The organism is Natronosporangium hydrolyticum (assembly GCF_016925615.1).
GTDB lineage: Bacteria > Actinomycetota > Actinomycetes > Mycobacteriales > Micromonosporaceae > Natronosporangium > Natronosporangium hydrolyticum.
This window is the reverse complement of record NZ_CP070499.1, coordinates 1,989,737-2,007,338: the sequence shown is the minus strand read 5'-3', so window position 1 is coordinate 2,007,338 and position 17,602 is coordinate 1,989,737. Positions and strand designations below refer to the sequence as shown.

Genomic DNA, 17,602 nt, shown 5'->3' with positions numbered 1-17,602 from the left:
CTGCTAATGGTGCGGCAGGGACGTCATCGGCCCTGGAAGATGCAGTCTAGAGGGGGTCTCCTAGTCTACGGTAACGTGCTCGGCGGCCAGCCTACCCGGCTTCGACGGCTGCTCACGACGGGTCAGCAGCCATCGGCGGCTGCCAACTCGTTGTCGCGGCCACCGCTTGGTCCCGCCGGCGAGCCTGCACCAGCCCGAGCCGCGCCACCGGGCCGGTGGCGGCCAACCGGCGGGAACGCCGCTGCACCTGCGCCAACCGCGGCCGGCGGGCGGCGCTGTACGCGGCCACCGCCGTCTGTAGCGGCGCGCCGGGCGCCGCCCCCTGCACCTTCGCCACCAGCGTGGCCGCGTCCTCCAGCGCCAGGCAACCACCGAAGCCCAGATGCTCGGGCAGGCTGTGGCCGGCATCGCCGAGCAACGCCAAGGCTCCGGCCCCGAGCGCGGTCGCATACCGCGGCGGCATCGGATGCACCGTCCGTAACTCCTGCTGGACCAGGTCACCGGGCTCGGTGGCGGCCAACAACTCACCGACCGGCTCGTGCCACCCGGCGAACCAGCGACGCAGCAACGTGAGCTGAGTCTCCGGCGGCTCCGGCCGCGGGGCACCGACGACGGTGGCGCGCCAGTAGCGGCCACCCCGGCTGCCCGCGCCCGCAGCGCCCCGGCGGCCGAGCGAGGCCATGAAGAATTGGTAACCGCCGGTGGCCGGACCGCCAGCGGAGATGGTGAGCCCGCCAGCGGCGAGATCAGGCGGCAGCTCGGGAGCTCTGAACCACGGGATCATCGCCCGCCACGCGGTGGCGCCGGCAGAGACGGTCCGGCACCGGGGGGCTACCCGCTCCCGCAGCACGCTGTCCACGCCGTCGGCGGCGACCACCAGATCCGCGCCCCAGGTCTGATCACCGTCGGTGACCGCAGCCGTCGCGCCGGGGGCCACGCCCCGGACCCGCACCCCGGTACGCAGCTCCACGCGGTCACTGAGCCCAGCCACCAACGCGTCGTGCAGATCCTCCGCGTGCACCAGTTGAGCGCTACCCCGATCACTCGCGGGGTCCGGCTCGACCAACCACCGCCCATCGGGGCGCCGCAGCCCCCGGTCAGGCACCGGCGTGGCGATCGCATCCAGGCCGGAGGCGAGCCCGAGCGCCTGCAACGCCTGCACCCCGGAGGGCCAGAGCAGCATGGCGGTCGGCGCGGCCCGCAGCCGGTCCTGGCGCTCCAGCAGGGTCACCCGCCAACCGGTGCCCGCCAGCGCGCCAGCGACCGCCAGCCCGGCGATCCCCGCGCCGACCACTACCGCCGATCGTGTCGAAGCCATCGAGCAGCCCGCTAGTCTCGGTCGGGGCCGGGACTTGTGGGTTCGGACGACTCCGCGGTCGCCGCGTCGCGCTGCCCCGGCGGGCCGCCGTGGGTCTCCGCGGCCACCTCCGGATCGCCGGCGGCAGCCTGATGGGCGCGGAACTCCTCCTCGGTGACGACCTCGAAACCCTCGCCCTCCGCTCGCTGCACCAGGAACTCCTGCGGGCCGCGCACCATGATGAAGTAGACCAGCGCGGCGAGGAACACCCCTGCCGCCACCCAGACGTTGACCCGCAGACCCAGCACGGTCATCACGGTGTCGGCGGCGCCGGGCACCGGCACCTCGCTGGTGTCGTCGATCCGCAACATCTCGATCCAGGCCCGGCCGGCGGTGTAGGCCATCACATAGAGCGCGAACTGGCGTCCGGCGCCCAGCCGCAACTGCTTGCCCACCAGCCACACCAGGACCGCGACGCCGACACACCAGAGCGCCTCGTAGAGGAAGGTGGGGTGGTACAGCCCGGGCAGCGCGCTCTCGCCGGTCACCGGGTCAGGCACCGCCTGACCGTTGACCATGCGGTGGACCTCCAGCCCCCAGGGGAGGGTGGTCTCGGCGCCGTATAGCTCGTTGTTGAACCAGTTGCCGATCCGGCCGACCGCCTGCGCCAGCGGAATCCCCACCGCGGCGGCGTCGGCGACCATCAGGAACGGCAGTTTCAGCTGCCGGCAGGCCAGCCAGGCACCGAGCGCACCGCCAGCGATCGCGCCCCAGATGCCGAGCCCGCCTTCCCACACCCGGATGATGGCGGCCAGCTCGCCGTCTTCGCCGAAGAACCGGTCGGGCGAGGTGATGACGTGGTAGAGCCGCGCGCCGACGATCCCGAACGGAACCGCCCAGACCGCGATGTCGAGCACCGCCCATCGCGGCGCGCCGCGAGCGCGAAGCCGGAGCTCGGTCACCACGCAGGCGAGCACAATGCCGAGCACGATGAAGAGCGCATAGGCACGAACGGGGACCGGGCCCAGATCCCACACGGCGGTGGTCGGGCTGGGGATCGACGCGAGTGTCACGGCTCCATACGCTACCTCGCGAGCAGGGCACTGTGGGCCACCAGGCCATCGCCACACTACGCAGATGCAACAGTTACTCCGAGTGGCGTACCGGCGGGCCCGTAGACCACCTAGGCTGGCCCCATGAGCAGCTTGGCATCGGCGGTCGGCGCCGTACTCACCGACCCGGCCGGTCGGGTGCTGCTCTGCCAACAGCGGCAGGGCCACCGGCTATGGGTCCTTCCCGGCGGTCGGATCCGCAACGACGAGACTCCGATGGCCGCCGCGGTGCGGGACATCCGCGAAGAGACCGGCATGGAGACCCAGATCGTCGACCTGGTCGGCCTCTATCAGGTGACCGGAGACAGCGACGACGCCCGCGGCGAAGACCTGCCAGACGTGCTGATGCACGTCTTCCGTGGGCGCTGCACCGGCGACGCGACCGTCAACGCGCCGGCATGGATCTCTCGACTCTCCTGGCATGAGGCGGCGATGCTGCCGGAGCCGACTACCGCCACCACCCGTGCCGCCATCGAAGACGCGCTCGCCGGCCGCTCCGGGGTGCTGCGCACGCTACGCCGCGACGGGCAGTGACGCGGGGCCCTACTACGGCCGCGCCGCCCTGACCCCGGCGGCGAGTTCCTCGCTCAATTGCCTCAGCGACGCCACCCCGCTCGCCGCATCCGGGGCCGACAGCAGCCGGTCCACCAGCGCACTGCCGACGATCACGGCGTCGGCGTACCGCCCCACCGCCGCGGCCTGGACCCCGTCCCGGACCCCGAGGCCCACCCCCACCGGCAGCGCCGGAGCCGCCGCCCGGACCCGGCCGACCAGCTCCGGAGCGGCGTCCGAGACCTGGTCACGAACCCCGGTCACCCCCATCAACGCCGCCGCATAGACGAACCCGCGACAGTGCCGGGTAGTCAGCGCCAGCCGCTCATCGGTCGAGGACGGCGCGACCAGGAAGACCCGGTCCAGGCCGTACGCGTCGGCCGCGGCCAACCACTCCGCTGCCTCCTCCGGGATCAGATCCGGGGTGATCAAGCCGGCGCCGCCGGCGGCCGCGAGATCCCGGGCGAACCGGTCCACCCCGTACCGCTCCACCGGCGCCCAGTAGGTCATCACCAGCACCGAAGCACCCGCGTCCGCCACCGCCTCGACCGTCCGCAGCACGTCGGCGGTGCGCAGCCCGGCAGCGAGCGCCCGCTCAGTGGCGCGCTGAATCACCGGGCCGTCCATCACCGGGTCCGAGTAGGGCAACCCCACCTCGACCACGTCCACCCCGGCGCCGACCATCGCCCGGATCGCGGCGATCCCGCCGTCGACACTCGGGAACCCCGCCGGCAGGTAGCCGACGAGCGCGGCCCGTTGCTCGGCCTTCGCCTTCTCGAACGCCACCGATACGCTCATGATTCGCCATCCAGCAGCTGGAACCACCGGGCGGCGGTGGCCATGTCTTTGTCTCCCCGGCCCGAGAGGGTCACGATCACGACCGGCGGCCGGCCCAGCTCCGCGGCGAGCTCCGGGATGATCCGCCGGGTGCCGGCGAGGGCGTGCGCGCTCTCGATCGCGGGGATGATCCCCTCGGTACGGCACAGCAGCGCGAACGCGTCCATCGCCTCGGTGTCGGTCACCGACTGGTAGATCGCCCGGCCGGTGTCGTGCAGCCAGGCGTGCTCCGGCCCGACCGACGGGTAGTCCAGCCCGGCCGAGATCGAGTGCGACTCGACCGTCTGCCCGTCCTCGTCCTGCATCACGTAGCTACGGGCGCCGTGCAGCACCCCGGCGCCGCCAGCGCCGATCGCGGCGGCGTGGCGGCCGGTCTCCACCCCGTCGCCACCGGCCTCGAAGCCGTAGAGCCGCACCTCGGCGTCGTCGAGGAAGGCGTGGAAGGCGCCGATCGCGTTCGAGCCGCCACCGACGCAGGCGGTGACCGCGTCCGGCAGGTCGCCGGTGAGCGCCACGCACTGCTCCCGCGCCTCCACCCCGATGCCGCGGACGAAGTCGCGCACCATCGTCGGGAACGGGTGCGGGCCGGCCACCGTACCGAGCAGGTAGTGGGTGTCGGCGACGTTGGTCACCCAGTCCCGCATCGCCTCGTTGATCGCGTCCTTGAGCGTGCGCGAACCGGTGCGCACCGGCACCACGGTGGCGCCCAGCATCCGCATCCGGGCGACGTTGAGCGCCTGCCGCTCGGTGTCCACCTCACCCATGTAGACCGTGCACGAAAGGTTCAGGTAGGCCGCGACCGTGGCGGTGGCGACACCGTGCTGGCCGGCGCCGGTCTCGGCGATCAGCCGCGGCTTGCCCATCCGCTTGGCGAGCAGCCCCTGCCCGAGCACGTTGCGGAGCTTGTGGGCGCCGGTGTGGTTGAGATCCTCCCGTTTGAGCAGCACCCGGCCGCCGAGCTCGGCGGAGAGCCGGGTCGCCTCGTAGAGCCGCGACGGGCAGCCGGCGTAGTCGCGCAACATCGCCGCGAACTCCACCTGGAAGTCGGTGTCGGCCTGCGCCGCCCGGTAGGCGGTCTCCACCTCCTCCAGGGCAGCGATCAGCGCCTCCGGGACGAACCGGCCGCCGTACCGGCCGAACCTGCCCTCGGCCTCGGCCAGGCCCAGCGCGGTGCTCATCGGACCGGCCTCGGGGTTGCAGGGTGGCTACCGGCGGTGACCAGCTCGGCGACTGCGTCCCGCGGGCTCTTGTGCCGCACCAGCCCCTCGCCGACCAGCACCGCGTCCGCGCCGGCGGCGGCGTACCGGATCAGGTCGTGCGGACCGCGCACACCGGACTCAGCGATCTTGATGACATGGTTGGGCAGGCCCGGCGCGACCCGCTCGAAGACCGACCGGTCCACCTCCATGGTGCTGAGGTTACGGGCGTTGACCCCGATCACCCGGGCACCGGCCTCCAGCGCCCGGTCCGCCTCGTCCTCATCATGGACCTCGACCAGCGCCGTCATGCCCAACGACTCGATCCGCTCCCGCAGGCCGATCAGCACCGGCTGCTCCAGCGCCGCCACGATCAACAGGACCAGGTCGGCGCCGAAGGCACGGGCCTCGTGCACCTGGTAGCTGGAGACGACGAAGTCTTTCCGGAGCACCGGCACATCGACCGCCGCGCGTACCGCGGACAGGTCCTCCATTGAACCGTTGAACCACTCCGGTTCGGTCAACACACTGATGCACCGGGCGCCGCCGGCGGCGTACTCGCCGGCCAGCATCGCCGCATCTGGAATCTCCGCCAACGCACCCGCGGACGGGGACGCACGCTTGATCTCCGCGATCACCCCCACCCCCGGTCGCCGCAGTGCGCTGTACGCATCGCGAACGCTGGGGGCCGCGGTCACCTTCTCCCGAAGGGCCTCCAGCGGCACGCGCTGCGCACGGAGCTCGACCTGCGCGCGTACCCCGGCGACGATCTCGTCGAGTGTGCTCGCCGATGGCGGATCTGACTGCTCAGCCGCGACCAAGAGACTCCCCTCTCCGGGTGCCGTTGCGCCTGATGCTAGGCCTCAGCCCCATCACCGCTCATCGGGGGTATGGCGGACCTCACGCTCAGCAGTGAGGCATAATGCCGCGCCGCACCCGCAGTCCTACCGGGAGGTCGGGTCTTCTCCCTGGTCAAGGGCGTCCCACAGCTCCTCCGGACGGGCCGATGTCGATCTCGCCGGGTCAGCCGCGAGGTCACCCCGGCGGGCACGCCGAGCGGCCGGGCTGCGTTCGTACCGGGCCCCCATCGAGGGCCACTGGTGGCCGCGTGCCGCGGCGATCACCCCGGCGACCGCCACCGCCGCGCCGCCGGCCAGCGTCGCCCACGGCCACCCGGACGACAGCTCCGGCTCCGCCAGGCTCGCCACCGCCCCGGCGACCAGCAGCGCACCAGCGGTCGCCAGCAACGCCCCGACCAGTCGGCGCGGCCAGCCCCGGATCGCGAGCAGCGCGCCTGCCCCGGCCAGCGCCACCCAACCCGACGCCGGCAGCCACGGTCGGAGCTGACCGCCGGTGGTCTCGGTCCGGATCTCTGACAGCGGCGCCGGCCGCGGGGTCACCTCCACCAGCCAGGTACGCCCGACCGCAACCAGGACTAGCACCGCCCCGAGCGCGCAGAGCAGTACGGTGAGGGTGAGGAGTCGGCGTGGAGTCACTGACTCTGATGCTATCCACCTGGTGGACAGGTGGTAACGAGACCCCTTCGCGTCGTGGCGACGTTGATAGGCTGCGATCGTCCCCGCGAGCACGGCGGCGCAGACCGGAGAGCGAGTCATGATCGAGGTTATTCACAGCGCAGAGGCGACCTCCCCTGACCAGCTGGATGAGATCATCAGCGCGCTGGATGTCCGGCGCGGTGTGGTGCTCAGCTCCGGCATGGACTACCCCGGTCGATACACCCGATGGGACATCGCCTTCGTGGATCCGCCGCTAGCGCTGGAGGCGCGTGGCGAGGAGGTCTGGCTCACCGCCCTCAACGAACGCGGCCGGGTCCCGCTGGCCGGGCTGGCGGCGGCGCTCTCGGAGCATCCACACCTGGCCGCGGCCACCGTCGGCGACGACCGGGTGGAGGTGACGATCCGCCCCCACGACCAGGGCGAGCGCGACTTCGCCGAGGAGGAGCGCACCCGGCAACCGTCCATCTTCTCGGTGGTGCGGGCGGTGCAGGCGGCGCTGCCCGACGACATCGCCCATCTCGGCCTCTACGGCAGCTTCGGCTATGACCTGATCCGACAGGTCGAGGACCTCGCCGCGCGTCCCCCCGGAGACCACCGCGACCTGGTGCTCTACCTGCCGGACCGGCTACTGGTGATCGACCGCCACTCGGAGACCGCGCAGGAGCACCGTTACGAGTTCCGCTACGCCGGGCGCACCAGTGAGGGCGCTCGGACCACCGCCGACGCACCGTTCGTGCCGGTCGAGTCGATGCCGGGCGAGGCCCGGGACCACCAGCCGGGTGAGTACGCCGCCCTGGTCGATGTGGCGAAGGAGTATTTCCTGCGCGGCGACCTGTTCGAAGTGGTCCCGAGCCAGTCGTTCCGGCAGCCGTGCCGGCGCCGACCCAGCGAGCTGTTCCGGTGGCTGCGGGACCACAACTCGGCGCCGTACGGCGCGCTGATGAACCTCGGCGACAACGACTTCATCGTCTCCGCCTCGCCGGAGATGCATGTCCGGGTGACCGGCCGGCGGGTGGAGACCTGCCCGATCTCCGGCACCGTGACCCGGGGCGCTGACCCGATCGAGGACGCCGACCAGATCCTGCAGCTGCTCTCCAGCGACAAGGACCGCAGCGAGCTGACCATGTGCACCGATGTGGACCGCAACGACAAGTCGCGGGTCTGCGAACCGGAGTCGATCCGAATCATCGGCCGGCGGCAGATCGAGATGTATTCCCGGGTCATCCACACCGTCGACCACGTCGAGGGCACCCTGCGCGCCGGTTACGACGGGCTGGACGCCTTCGCCAGCCACATGTGGGCGGTCACCGTGACCGGCGCCCCGAAGCTGTGGGCGATGCGCTTCATCGACGAGCACGAACGATCGCCGCGCCGGTGGTATGGCGGCGCGATCGGCGCGGTGCTCGCGAACGGGGATGTCAACACCGGGCTGACCATCCGGACGATCATGATCAAGGACGGCGTCGCCGAGGTCCGCGCCGCGGCCACCTTGCTGTTCGAAAGCGACCCGGCCGCCGAGGAGGCAGAGACCGAAGCCAAGGCCTCGGCCATGCTGGAGGCCTTGGCACCGCCCTCCGCCCCGGCCGCGGCCGCACCGGCCCGACGCGCCAGCAGCTGCCGGGTGCTGCTCTTCGACCACGAGGACTCGTTCGTCCACACCCTCGCCGGCTACTTCCGGGTCGCCGGAGCCGAGGTGCTCACCGTCCGGGTTCCCCGCGGCGGGCTCGGTGAGGCGGTTGGCCGGCACCTCGCGGAGTTCGCGCCGGACCTGGCGGTCCTGTCTCCGGGGCCGGGCAGCCCCACCGACTTCGATACCGCCAAGGTGATCGACCGGCTGATCACGGCCGGGGTGCCGATCTTCGGCGTGTGTCTGGGCCATCAGGCGATCGCCGAGTATTTCGGCGGCCCACTCGGGCTGCTGCCCGACCCGCTGCACGGCAAGGAGCGGGAGGTCCGGGTGGTCGGCAACGGCTTCCTCGACCAGTTGCCGGCCGAGTTCCTCGCCGGCAGATACCACTCCATCTTCGTCCCGGCCGGGCAGCTGCCCGAGCAACTGGTCACTGTGGCCACCGACGATGCCGGGGCGGTGATCGCGCTGCAACACCGGGAGCTACCGATCTACGGGGTGCAGTTCCATCCCGAGTCGCTGATGTCCAAACGGGATGAAACCGGCCAGGCGGTGATCGACGCGGTGGTGGCCCGGGCGGTCGCGGCCCGCGCCGGTTCGGCGCGATGAGCTCCGGGCCCGGGCTTCGCCTAGCTGCCCTTCCGGCTTCGCTGACGTGGCAGGAAACCCCGGTCAGCAGTGAGCTTCGCGGCGACGCCGGTCTGGCGGTCACCGCCAGCGGCGGTACCGACCTGTTCATCGACCCCGCCGGCGGCGAACCGACGCTCACCGCCCCACGGCTGCTCGGTTCGCCGCCGCCCGGCGACTTTCAGCTCTCGGCCCGGGTGGGCGCCTCCCTCGCCACCACCTTCGACGCCGGCGTGCTGATGGTGTGGTTCGACGAGCGCCACTGGGCGAAGTTGTGCTATGAGCTGTCGCCGGCCGGCACCCCGATGGTGGTCTCGGTGGTTACCCACGGCTGGTCGGACGACGCGAACGGCTTCGTCGTCGACACCGACCAGGTGTGGCTGCGGATATCGAGAGTCGGCGCCGCCTGGGCCTTTCACGCCCACACGGACGGCGAGTCTTGGCAGTTGATCCGGTACTTCCGGCTCACGGGCCCGCCCGACACGACGGCGCTGGTCGGTTTCGAAGCGCAGTCACCGCTCGGACCCGGCTGCCAGGTCACCTTCGAAGAGGTCAGCTTCGTGGCGCAGGCCCCGGGCGACCTGCGCGACGGCAGCTGACTGCCCGACCTGGCGAGGGACGGGGCTCGCTGCCGCCACGCCTAGTGCGCCCGCTTGATTGCTCGCCGGTCAGCGGTTGCTCGGCCCGCTCGACTGAGACGAAATCGGGCTACGAGGGCCGTTACCCGGTCGCCCGGACAACACGAATCGGTCATATGCCCACTTTCGTCCACCGGTGAGCGCCCGGGCCAGCGAGCATGTCCTTCTTGGTGGGTTGAGTGGCGCCCAATTTGCCAGATTAGGCCCATTTGCCACCCTAGTTGATCACCACTCAACCCACCAAGGTGGCCGCAACGGCGCCCCGAAGGTGTTGACCATGAGGTTTGGGGGCCGAATCCCGCCCCATCATGTACCTAGGTCCATGATCAACTCAGCGGGCGTGGGGTTGGGCCGATCTTCTATACCGCCGAGCGGTGGGTCATCGGCAATGCTCGGTGGAAGCAGCTGTGTGCCCCGGTGTGGCACGCCGGGCCGACCTGCTCGACGCTTACCAAAAGTGCGTCGCCGTCGCAGTCGAGCGCCACCGACCGCACGTACTGATGGTGGCCGGAGGTTTCGCCCTTCACCCAATACTGCTGTCGACTTCGCGACCAATAGGTGGCCCGGCCGGTCTGCAGCGTGCGGCGCAACGCCTCGTCGTCCATCCACGCCAGCATCAACACCTCGCCGGTGTCGTACTGCCGCACCACCGCCGCGACCAGGCCGTGCTCGTCTCGGCGCAGCCGGGCGGCGATCTCTGGATCGAGGCGTGCTCCAGGCGCCGATCGCGAATCCGACTCATTTGCTTTACTCACACCGATCATCTTGGCACGGGCGGCACCTTCGGAGGGCTGTGCGGGTAACGCCCGAGCGGTAGGTTGTCGCAGGAATCACCGACCGGAGGACGTCATGTACCCCTATCCCCCTCGCCGTACCCATGACGAAGAACCGACCATGCGAGACCTGCGTGGAGTGGCGCCCCAGCAGCGCCCTCCGGCTGACGCGGCGATTCTCGACGAACCAACCTCCGAAGTCCCCGTAATCGCCCCGGCGATGACGGCGGTCACCGAGGAGGCAGCGGAGCAGACCAGCGCCGAGGACGCACCCGAACCCACCGCGGCCGCCGACCCCGCCGACCCCGCCGACCCCGCCGACCCCGCCGCTGACGCCACCGACACCGACACCGACACCACCGATTCCCCGGGCTCCGAGGTGGACGCCATCGAAGCCGGCGACATCGAGTCGACGGAGCCCGGCTCGGATGAGATCGAGGCCCGCGACAGCCAGGAGGAGACGAATCAAGAGGTCGCCGCCCAGCCGGACCTCGCGGAAGCAGAAACAGCAGCGGAAGCGATAGAGCCGGTCGACGACGGCTCCGACACCGGCGGCGAGACCGCGCTCGCTCAGCCGGCGCCCACCGGCGATCCGGAGACAGCCGAGGTCGACCGGGCGGCAGCGGAGATGCTGGAGGTTGCGACCGAAGCCACCGAGGACCCGACCGACCCGGCCGACACACCCATCTCGGTGGTGGTCGAGGAGTCGACCGTCGGCGCCGGCGGAGGCGCCGAGGCCAAAGAGGTCAACGACATCAACGACATCGAAGAGGTCGACGAGGAGCTTGACTCGGACGCTACCGCCGACCCGGAGGAAGACCTTCCGGCGACGGTTGTGGACACCGCCGAGCCACCAGCCGTTACGGCGTTGCCCGGCATCCCGCCCCGCCCCGCGGACTGGCCGCCCACCCAGGCGATCCCGCCGGTCGCCGCGGCGCCGATCGGACCCACCGAACCGACCGAGCGGGCAGCCGCCGTTGCGCCCGACGAACTGGCGAAGGCCGAGTCGACGGCCGAGCCGCAGACCGATACGGAGACACCCATGGTTACCCCTGACACCCGCCCGCTGCCCGCCACCACGCCACCGGTGGTCTCGTCGTTCGAGCCTCCGATGTCGAGCGATAGCCCGGAGGCGGCGGAGCGCGAGGCCCCCGCCGCCGCCCCGGCGCCGATGGCGGCTGCTGGCGGGCCGATCGTCCTGTGGTCGGCCGCGGACGCCGACCGGATCCGGCAGCAGCTGCGCGAGGTGCAGGACAGCTTCTTCGACGACCCGGCCGCCGCGGTCGTCGGCGCCAAGTCGCTGGTCGATGACGCGGTCCAGCAGCTCGCGTCGAATCTGCAGGCGGCCGGGGACGACCTCGACCCGTACCGCGGCACCGAGCAGGTGGACACCGAGGCGATGCGGTTGGCGATGCGCCGCTACCGGGAGTTCCTGGAAAAGGTGCTCGCCCTGTAGAGCCGTCCCGAGCGACGCCCCGATAGCAGGAGGCGCCGGCAGCCGATGGGCTGCCGGCGCCTCCTGCGTCTGCGCCCAGCCGCCAAGCCACCCAGCCACCCAGCCACCCAGCCACCCAGCTACCTGGCCCTGCTTGCCACTGGCTTAGATTTCATCTAGCGTTGAGTTCATCGGTTGTTGAATTGTGGGGAGTAGCGATGAAGACCGCTATCGAGGTCTGCGACCTCGTCGTCGAACGCGGCAAGCGACGCGTGCTGCACCAGGTCAGCGCCCGGGTGGCCGGTGGCCTGATCACCGGGCTGCTGGGGCCCAGCGGCAGCGGCAAGACCACCCTGATGCGGGCTGTCGTCGGGGTGCAGGTGGTGAAATCCGGGCAGGTCACGGTGTTGGGCCAACCGGCCGGTTCACCGGCGCTGCGACGAACCGTCGGCTATGTGACGCAGAATCCCAGCGTCTACCCGGACCTCACCATCCAGGAGAACGTCCGGTACTTCGCCAGCCTGTACGGGCTGGGGAAGCAGGCCGCCACCGAGACCATCCGCAACGCCGGCCTCAGCAGGTACGCCGGACAGCTGGTCGGCGACCTCTCCGGCGGCCAACGCAGCCGCGCCTCGCTCGCCTGCGCGCTCGTCAGCCGGCCGGAGATCCTGGTGCTCGACGAGCCGACCGTGGGGCAGGACCCGGTGCTGCGGGACGAGCTGTGGGCCTGGTTTCGGGAACTCGCCAACGGCGGCAGCACCCTGCTGGTCTCCAGCCACGTCATGGATGAGGCCAACCGGTGCGACCGGCTGCTGCTGGTCCGGGACGGGACGATCATCGCCGACGACACCCCGGCGGCGGTCAAGGCCACCGCCGGCACCGACGACCTCGACCAGGCGTTCCTGCGGCTGATCCGGGCCCGGAGCGCACACCAGTCCGACGGCCCGACGACCCCGGCGGAGGTGGCGTGATGTCGCTGTCCATTCTCAGCAGCACCACCCGGCGGGTGTTGCGGCAGCTACGGCACGACCGGCGCACCATCGGATTGGTACTCGGGGTTCCGGTGATTCTGCTGACGCTGCTCTACTTTATGTTCGAGGAGCAGGAGCCGATGTTCCAACGGGTGGCGCTGACCATGCTGGGAGTCTTCCCGTTCATCCTGATGTTCCTGCTGACCAGCATCGCGATGCTGCGGGAACGGACCAGCGGCACGCTTGAGCGACTCTTCACCACCCCGGTCGGCAAGCTGGACCTGCTCTTCGCGTACGGGTTGGCGTTCGGGCTGGCCGCAGCGGTGCAGGCGGTGGTCGCGGCGGCCTTGGCCTACTGGGTGCTGGGGTTGGCGACCGCCGGCAGTGCCTGGCTGGTGGTGCTGATCGCGGTCGCCAACGCCGTACTCGGGGTGGCGTTGGGCCTGTTGTGCAGCGCCTTCGCCCGGACCGAGTTCCAGGCGGTGCAGTTCATGCCGGTGGTGGCCATCCCCCAACTGCTGCTCTGCGGCCTGTTCGTCCCCCGCGACCAGATGGCTGGCTGGTTGGAGGGGGTCAGCAACGCCATGCCGCTGTCGTACTCGGTCGCCGCACTGCAGGAGGTGGGCGCGACGGCAGAACCGACCGGCGAGCTGTGGCGAGACCTGCTGATCGTGGTGGGGGTGGTGGTGTTGGCGCTGACGGCGGGCGCCACCACGCTTCGGCGGCGCACCGCCTGATCCGTACCCTGGACCGTTGTGACCCGACGCAGTGGCCGGCGACCCGGCAAGCAGGACACCCGGGAGACGATCCTGACCGCCGCCCGGGACGCCTTCGCCGAGCACGGATACGACCGGGCCACCGTGCGACAGATCGCGACCAGCGCCGGGGTCGACCCGGCGCTGGTCCACCACTACTTCGGCAGCAAAGAGAAGCTCTTCGCCGCCACCATCGACTTTCCGTTCTCCCCGGCGGAGATCCTCGACCGCGCCTTCGCCGACGGCCCCGACGGCGCCGGTGAGCGACTCGTCCGTACCTTCCTGACGGTGTGGGACTCCCCGGCCGGCGCCGCCGGGGTGGCGCTGTTCCGATCGGCGGTCAGCAACCCGCTCGCCGCCCGGCTGCTTCGCGAGTTTCTCACCACCCAACTGCTACGCCACGCCATGGCGCGGCTCGGCATCGACCCCGCGCAGGCGCAGCTCCGGGGCGCGCTGATCGCCTCGCAGCTCTCCGGACTTGCCGTCACCCGGTATGTGTTGCAGCTTGAACCGATCGCGACCGCCCCCGCCGAGACGGTCGTGGCCGCGATCGGCCCTACCGTGCAGCGCTACCTGACCGGCGAGCTACCGTCACCGCCGCCGGAGTAACCACCCGGCCGGGTCAGCGGGTCTGTTCCAGCCAGGAGGCGTAGAGCCGGGCGTAGATCGAGTCGGTATCGGTCAGCAACTGCGCGTGCGACCCCCGCTGGACCAGCTCGCCGGAGTCGAAGACCAGCACCTCGTCGGCGGATTGCGCGGTGCTGAGCCGGTGCGCGATCGCCACTGTGGTCCGACCGCGGGTCACCGCGTCGAGGGTGCGCTGCAGCCGCACCTCGGTGGCCGGGTCGACGGCGCTGGTCGCCTCGTCAAGCACAAGTAGGTCCGGGTCGGCCACGTAGGCGCGGACGAGCGCCACCAGCTGACGTTCGCCGACGCTCAGCGCCTCACCCCGCTCGCCGACCGGGGTCTGCACCCCGTCGGCGAGCCCGGCGACCCAGTCGGCGAGGCCCAACTCGGCCAGCGCCAGGTCAAGGTCGGCGTCGGAGAGTTCGGGCCGGCCGAACCGGATGTTTTCGGCGACGGTGGTGTTGAAGAGGAAACCATCCTGGGGCACCATCACCACGCGGGACCGCAAGGAATCGAACCGGATCTCAGGCAGCGGCACGCCGCCGAGCCACACCTCGCCCCGGGTGGGGTCCATCAGCCGGGTGAGCAACTTGGCGAAGGTGGTCTTGCCGCTGCCGGTCTCCCCCACGACCGCTACCCGGGTCTGGGCGGCGATCGACAGGTCCACGTCGCGCAACACCTCGGGGCCGCCCGGGTAGGCGAACCCGACCGATCGGAAGCGCAGATCCAGTGGCCCCGGCGGCAGCGCCTGGCCCTCGTCGCCCGGGTCCGCGACGTCGGGCGCCATGTCGAGCACATTGAGCACCCGCCGGTAGCCGGCGACGGCGTTCTGCGCCTCGTTCAGCACCTCGGTGAAGATCTGCACCGGTTGGATGAACAGCGTGGTGAGGAACAGGAACGCGGTCAGTTGGCCGACCGTGAGGCTGCCGTCCACCCCCAGGTAGACCCCGAGCAGCACCACCGAGGCGAGCGCCAGCCCGGCCGCCAGCTCACCGGTGGAGAAGCTCATCACGCTGGTACGGATCGCCTTCTGCTGGGCACGTTGGTGATCGTCGATGGCGGTGTCGACCCGCCGGGCGGTCCGGTCGGACACCCCGTAGGCCCGGATCACCTCGGCGCCGACGACGCTCTCGCCGACCGCGGCGAGCATCTCGCCGACCCGCCGGCGCACTGTCCCGTACGCGGCGGCGAGCTTGCGCTGGAAGATCCGGATGACGAAAGCCGCCGGCACGAACGCCGCGAGCACCACCAGCGTCAGCTGCCAGGAGTAGAACGCCATCACCAGCGCCGCGACCGTCAGCTGCCCCAGGCTGATCAGCAGGATCACTCCGCCGAACTGGAGGAACTGGGTGACGATGTCGACGTCGCTGGTGACCCGGGAGGTTAGCGACCCGCGCCGCTCCGACTGTTGGTGCAGCATGGACAGGTTGTGTACGTGCCGGAACGCGCGTACCCGCACTCCGGCGAGGGCGGTCTCGGTGACGGTGAACAACCGCACCATCATCTGGTAGCCGCAGAAGGTGGTTACGGCCAGCACCGCCAGCGTGATCCCGACGATCCACCCGACCGTGCCCACATCCGGGCCGCCCTCGGCCAGCAGGCCCCGGTCGATCCCCTGCTGGATGGCGACCGGCGCCGCCACCCGGCCGGCCATCGACACGACGGCGAAGGCGAGGGTGCCGGCCAGGCCGGTGCGTAGCTCCGGCGAGAGCGCCAGCCCTCGCCGGGTGGTCCGCAGGATCGACTCGTCGGGCTCGGGCAGACCGGCAGCGGGCGGGGCGGCGGTGCTCATCGCGTCACCTCGCTCGTGGTCTCGTCGAACGCCTGTTGCCGTTCCCGCTCGGCCTCCGCCTGCTCATACGCGGTGACCAGGTTGCGGTAGCCCGGCACCTCGGCGAGCAGCTCGACGTGGCGTCCCCGGGCCGCGACCACCCCACCCTCCAGGTAGACCACCTCGTCGGCGAGCGCGATCGTCGCCCGCCGGTAGGCCACCACCAGAATCGACGTGCCGCCGCCGCGCAGGCCGGCCAGGATCGCCGCCTCCACCCGCGGATCGACCGCGCTGGTGGCGTCGTCGAGGATCAGCAGCCGGGGCTGACCGGCCAGCGCACGGGCGAGGGTGAGGCGCTGCCGCTGCCCGCCCGAGAGGCTGGTGCCACGCTCCCCCACCACCGTGTCCAGTCCGTCGGCGAGGCCGGCGACGTAGCCGTCGGCCTGGGCGAGCCGCAGCGCCTGCCACACCTGGGCGTCGTCGATGCCCGACCGGTCGAGGCTGACGTTGGCCCGCACCGAGTCGTCGAAGCCGAACGGCACCTGGGGCACGAGCGCGACCGTCCGGGCGAGCGATGCGGCTGAGAGTTCCCGCAGGTCGACCCCGTCGATGCTGACGGCGCCGGTGCCGGGGTCCACCAACCGGCAGGCGAGGTTGACCAATGTCGACTTGCCGGCTCCGGTAGCGCCGACCAGGGCCACGGTGCGGCCGGCCGGCACCTCGAAGGAGATGTCACGCAGCACCGGTTGTCGGTCGGCGTGGGCGAAGCCGACCTGGTCGAAGCGTAGGCTCGCCGGGGCGGTCGAGGTGTCCACCCGCTGCTGCCCGTAGGGCATCTCACCGGTGGCGCTCAGCACCCGCTGCACTCGGTCCCAGCCGGCGACGCTGCGCGGGAGTTCGGCCAGCACCCAGCCGATCGCCCGGACCGGGAAGGCCATCACGGTGAACAGGTACGCCACGCTGACCAGCTCGGTCACGTCGATCGCACCCTGCCGCACCCGGGCGGTGCCGACCAGCAGCACCGCCAGGGTGCCGAGGTGCGGCAGCGTCTCCAGCAACGGGTCGAACATGCCGCGGAGCCGGCCGATCCGGATCAGCGCGTCCCGCAGCTCCTTGGCCTTGCCGTCGAAGCGCTGGGTCTCCTCGGCCTCGCGGCCCATGGTCTTGACCACCAGCGCGCCGTCGAAGCTCTCGTGCCCGATCGCGCTGACCGCGGCCCGGAGCTGTTGGGCCCGCGCCTGCCGGGGGGCCATCCGTCGGGAGTAGAAGACGTTCAGGGTCAGTAGCGCCGGGAAGATCGTCAAGGCCACCAGGCCGAGCGCCGGGTCGGTGGCGAAGACAACCCCGATCGCGGTCACCAACATCACCGCCGTGCCCACGGCGAACGGCATCGGGGCGATCGGGAACCAGGTCGCCTCGACATCGGAGTTGGCGTTGGAGAGCAGGGTGCCGGTCGCATTCCGCTGGTGCCAGGAGACCGGCAGCCGCAGGTAGCGCCGGGTCACCTGGCGCCGGAGGCTGGCCTGCAGCCGGTACTGCATGTACCCGGCACCGATCCGGCGGGCGAAGATGCTGACCACCCGCAACACACTCAGCCCGATCAGGGCGGCCGCGGCCAACAGGAGCGCACCGAGTCGCAGGTCGCCGCTCTCGATCGCCGGCAACGCCACCTCGCCGACGACCGCGCCGATCACGTACGCGTTCGCGATGATCAGCAGCCCGAAGGCACAGCTGCCGACGAGGGCGACGACGAAGATGCGGGGTTGGCGCCGGATGCCGATGCCGAGTACGCGCAATCCACGCAGCAGCACGTCCCGACTCGTCTTCAAGGCCACCCGTCCCCACCCACAAGGTTCGCGTTACTTCC

General features: G+C 71.2%; 16 protein-coding genes. 7 read left to right on the top strand and 9 right to left on the bottom strand.

Annotated elements, in window-relative coordinates; translation table 11 throughout:
- Nucleotides 1–112: 112 nt before the first annotated feature.
- Nucleotides 113–1,318 (bottom strand): FAD-dependent oxidoreductase, encoded by a 1,206-nt coding sequence (locus tag JQS43_RS08975; RefSeq protein ID WP_239678598.1) that lies wholly within the window; start codon nt 1,316–1,318, stop codon nt 113–115.
- Nucleotides 1,319–1,329: 11 nt separating this feature from the next.
- A complete protein-coding gene (gene lgt / locus JQS43_RS08970) occupies nt 1,330–2,370 on the bottom strand; it encodes a prolipoprotein diacylglyceryl transferase (RefSeq protein ID WP_239678597.1) in 1,041 nt (346 codons plus the stop codon).
- A 123-nt stretch (nt 2,371–2,493) separates the two neighbouring features.
- Between lgt and JQS43_RS08965 the strand changes: the two genes are divergently transcribed.
- Nucleotides 2,494–2,943, top strand: a complete 450-nt coding sequence (locus JQS43_RS08965; RefSeq protein WP_239678596.1) for an NUDIX hydrolase — start codon at nt 2,494–2,496, stop codon at nt 2,941–2,943.
- 12 nt (nt 2,944–2,955) lie between these two features.
- On the opposite strand, the gene trpA is transcribed toward JQS43_RS08965, so the two are convergent.
- From trpA to JQS43_RS08945, 4 genes are all read right to left on the bottom strand, one after another.
- The gene (gene trpA, locus JQS43_RS08960; protein ID WP_420847668.1) at nt 2,956–3,759 is read right to left on the bottom strand and encodes a tryptophan synthase subunit alpha; all 804 of its coding nucleotides are present in this window, start codon (nt 3,757–3,759) and stop codon (nt 2,956–2,958) included.
- Nucleotides 3,756–4,976: a tryptophan synthase subunit beta gene (trpB, locus tag JQS43_RS08955; RefSeq protein WP_239678595.1), complete on the bottom strand. Its 1,221-nt coding sequence runs from the start codon at nt 4,974–4,976 to the stop codon at nt 3,756–3,758. Before trpB ends, trpA begins: the two co-directional genes overlap by 4 nt.
- Nucleotides 4,973–5,815 carry an indole-3-glycerol phosphate synthase TrpC gene (gene trpC, locus JQS43_RS08950; RefSeq protein ID WP_239678594.1) on the bottom strand — a complete coding sequence of 281 codons (843 nt, stop codon included), beginning with the start codon at nt 5,813–5,815 and terminating at the stop codon, nt 4,973–4,975. The genes trpB and trpC overlap by 4 nt, the downstream gene beginning before the upstream one ends.
- Before the next feature lie 123 nt (nt 5,816–5,938).
- The gene (locus JQS43_RS08945) at nt 5,939–6,490 is read right to left on the bottom strand and encodes a Trp biosynthesis-associated membrane protein (RefSeq protein WP_239678593.1); all 552 of its coding nucleotides are present in this window, start codon (nt 6,488–6,490) and stop codon (nt 5,939–5,941) included.
- Between the two features lie 76 nt (nt 6,491–6,566).
- On the opposite strand from JQS43_RS08945, the gene JQS43_RS08940 reads away from it, so the two are divergent.
- Both JQS43_RS08940 and JQS43_RS08935 read left to right on the top strand, forming a co-directional pair.
- Nucleotides 6,567–8,747, top strand: coding sequence for an anthranilate synthase component I (locus JQS43_RS08940; RefSeq protein ID WP_275581083.1), 2,181 nt, complete (start codon nt 6,567–6,569; stop codon nt 8,745–8,747).
- Entirely contained in the window at nt 8,744–9,364 is a 621-nt protein-coding gene (locus JQS43_RS08935; protein ID WP_239678591.1) for a DUF1349 domain-containing protein, read from the top strand. The genes JQS43_RS08940 and JQS43_RS08935 overlap by 4 nt, the downstream gene beginning before the upstream one ends.
- A gap of 398 nt (nt 9,365–9,762) precedes the next feature.
- Here the strand turns inward: JQS43_RS08935 and hisI are convergent, their stop codons facing one another.
- On the bottom strand, nt 9,763–10,167 hold the full coding sequence (gene hisI / locus JQS43_RS08930) for a phosphoribosyl-AMP cyclohydrolase (protein ID WP_239678590.1): 405 nt from the start codon (nt 10,165–10,167) through the stop codon (nt 9,763–9,765).
- Nucleotides 10,168–10,297: 130 nt separating this feature from the next.
- Here hisI and JQS43_RS08925 point away from each other — a divergent pair, with 130 nt between their 5' ends.
- The 4 genes from JQS43_RS08925 (at nt 10,298) to JQS43_RS08910 (ending at nt 13,946) form a co-directional block, all read left to right on the top strand.
- Entirely contained in the window at nt 10,298–11,632 is a 1,335-nt protein-coding gene (locus JQS43_RS08925; protein WP_239678589.1) for a hypothetical protein, read from the top strand.
- A 197-nt stretch (nt 11,633–11,829) separates the two neighbouring features.
- On the top strand, nt 11,830–12,582 hold the full coding sequence (locus JQS43_RS08920; protein WP_239678588.1) for an ABC transporter ATP-binding protein: 753 nt from the start codon (nt 11,830–11,832) through the stop codon (nt 12,580–12,582).
- Nucleotides 12,582–13,319 (top strand): ABC transporter permease, encoded by a 738-nt coding sequence (locus JQS43_RS08915; protein ID WP_239678587.1) that lies wholly within the window; start codon nt 12,582–12,584, stop codon nt 13,317–13,319. The genes JQS43_RS08920 and JQS43_RS08915 overlap by 1 nt, the downstream gene beginning before the upstream one ends.
- Nucleotides 13,320–13,337: 18 nt before the next feature.
- Nucleotides 13,338–13,946: a TetR/AcrR family transcriptional regulator gene (locus JQS43_RS08910; protein WP_239678586.1), complete on the top strand. Its 609-nt coding sequence runs from the start codon at nt 13,338–13,340 to the stop codon at nt 13,944–13,946.
- Between the two features lie 13 nt (nt 13,947–13,959).
- Here the strand turns inward: JQS43_RS08910 and JQS43_RS08905 are convergent, their stop codons facing one another.
- Both JQS43_RS08905 and JQS43_RS08900 read right to left on the bottom strand, forming a co-directional pair.
- On the bottom strand, nt 13,960–15,756 hold the full coding sequence (locus JQS43_RS08905) for an ABC transporter ATP-binding protein (RefSeq protein WP_239678585.1): 1,797 nt from the start codon (nt 15,754–15,756) through the stop codon (nt 13,960–13,962).
- Nucleotides 15,753–17,570 carry an ABC transporter ATP-binding protein gene (locus tag JQS43_RS08900; RefSeq protein WP_239678584.1) on the bottom strand — a complete coding sequence of 606 codons (1,818 nt, stop codon included), beginning with the start codon at nt 17,568–17,570 and terminating at the stop codon, nt 15,753–15,755. Before JQS43_RS08900 ends, JQS43_RS08905 begins: the two co-directional genes overlap by 4 nt.
- Nucleotides 17,571–17,602 lie beyond the last annotated feature (32 nt).

Bases quoted from the DNA above. Each gene is read 5' to 3' on its own strand.
- JQS43_RS08975 (WP_239678598.1), bottom strand. From the start codon at position 1,318: ATGGCTTCGACACGATCGGCGGTAGTGGTCGGCGCGGGGATCGCCGGG.
- JQS43_RS08965 (WP_239678596.1), top strand. From the start codon at position 2,494: ATGAGCAGCTTGGCATCGGCGGTCGGCGCCGTACTCACCGACCCGGCC.
- trpA (WP_420847668.1), bottom strand. From the start codon at position 3,759: ATGAGCGTATCGGTGGCGTTCGAGAAGGCGAAGGCCGAGCAACGGGCC.
- trpB (WP_239678595.1), bottom strand. From the start codon at position 4,976: ATGAGCACCGCGCTGGGCCTGGCCGAGGCCGAGGGCAGGTTCGGCCGG.
- JQS43_RS08935 (WP_239678591.1), top strand. From the start codon at position 8,744: ATGAGCTCCGGGCCCGGGCTTCGCCTAGCTGCCCTTCCGGCTTCGCTG.
- hisI (WP_239678590.1), bottom strand. From the start codon at position 10,167: ATGATCGGTGTGAGTAAAGCAAATGAGTCGGATTCGCGATCGGCGCCT.
- JQS43_RS08925 (WP_239678589.1), top strand. From the start codon at position 10,298: ATGCGAGACCTGCGTGGAGTGGCGCCCCAGCAGCGCCCTCCGGCTGAC.
- JQS43_RS08920 (WP_239678588.1), top strand. From the start codon at position 11,830: ATGAAGACCGCTATCGAGGTCTGCGACCTCGTCGTCGAACGCGGCAAG.
- JQS43_RS08915 (WP_239678587.1), top strand. From the start codon at position 12,582: ATGTCGCTGTCCATTCTCAGCAGCACCACCCGGCGGGTGTTGCGGCAG.
- JQS43_RS08905 (WP_239678585.1), bottom strand. From the start codon at position 15,756: ATGAGCACCGCCGCCCCGCCCGCTGCCGGTCTGCCCGAGCCCGACGAG.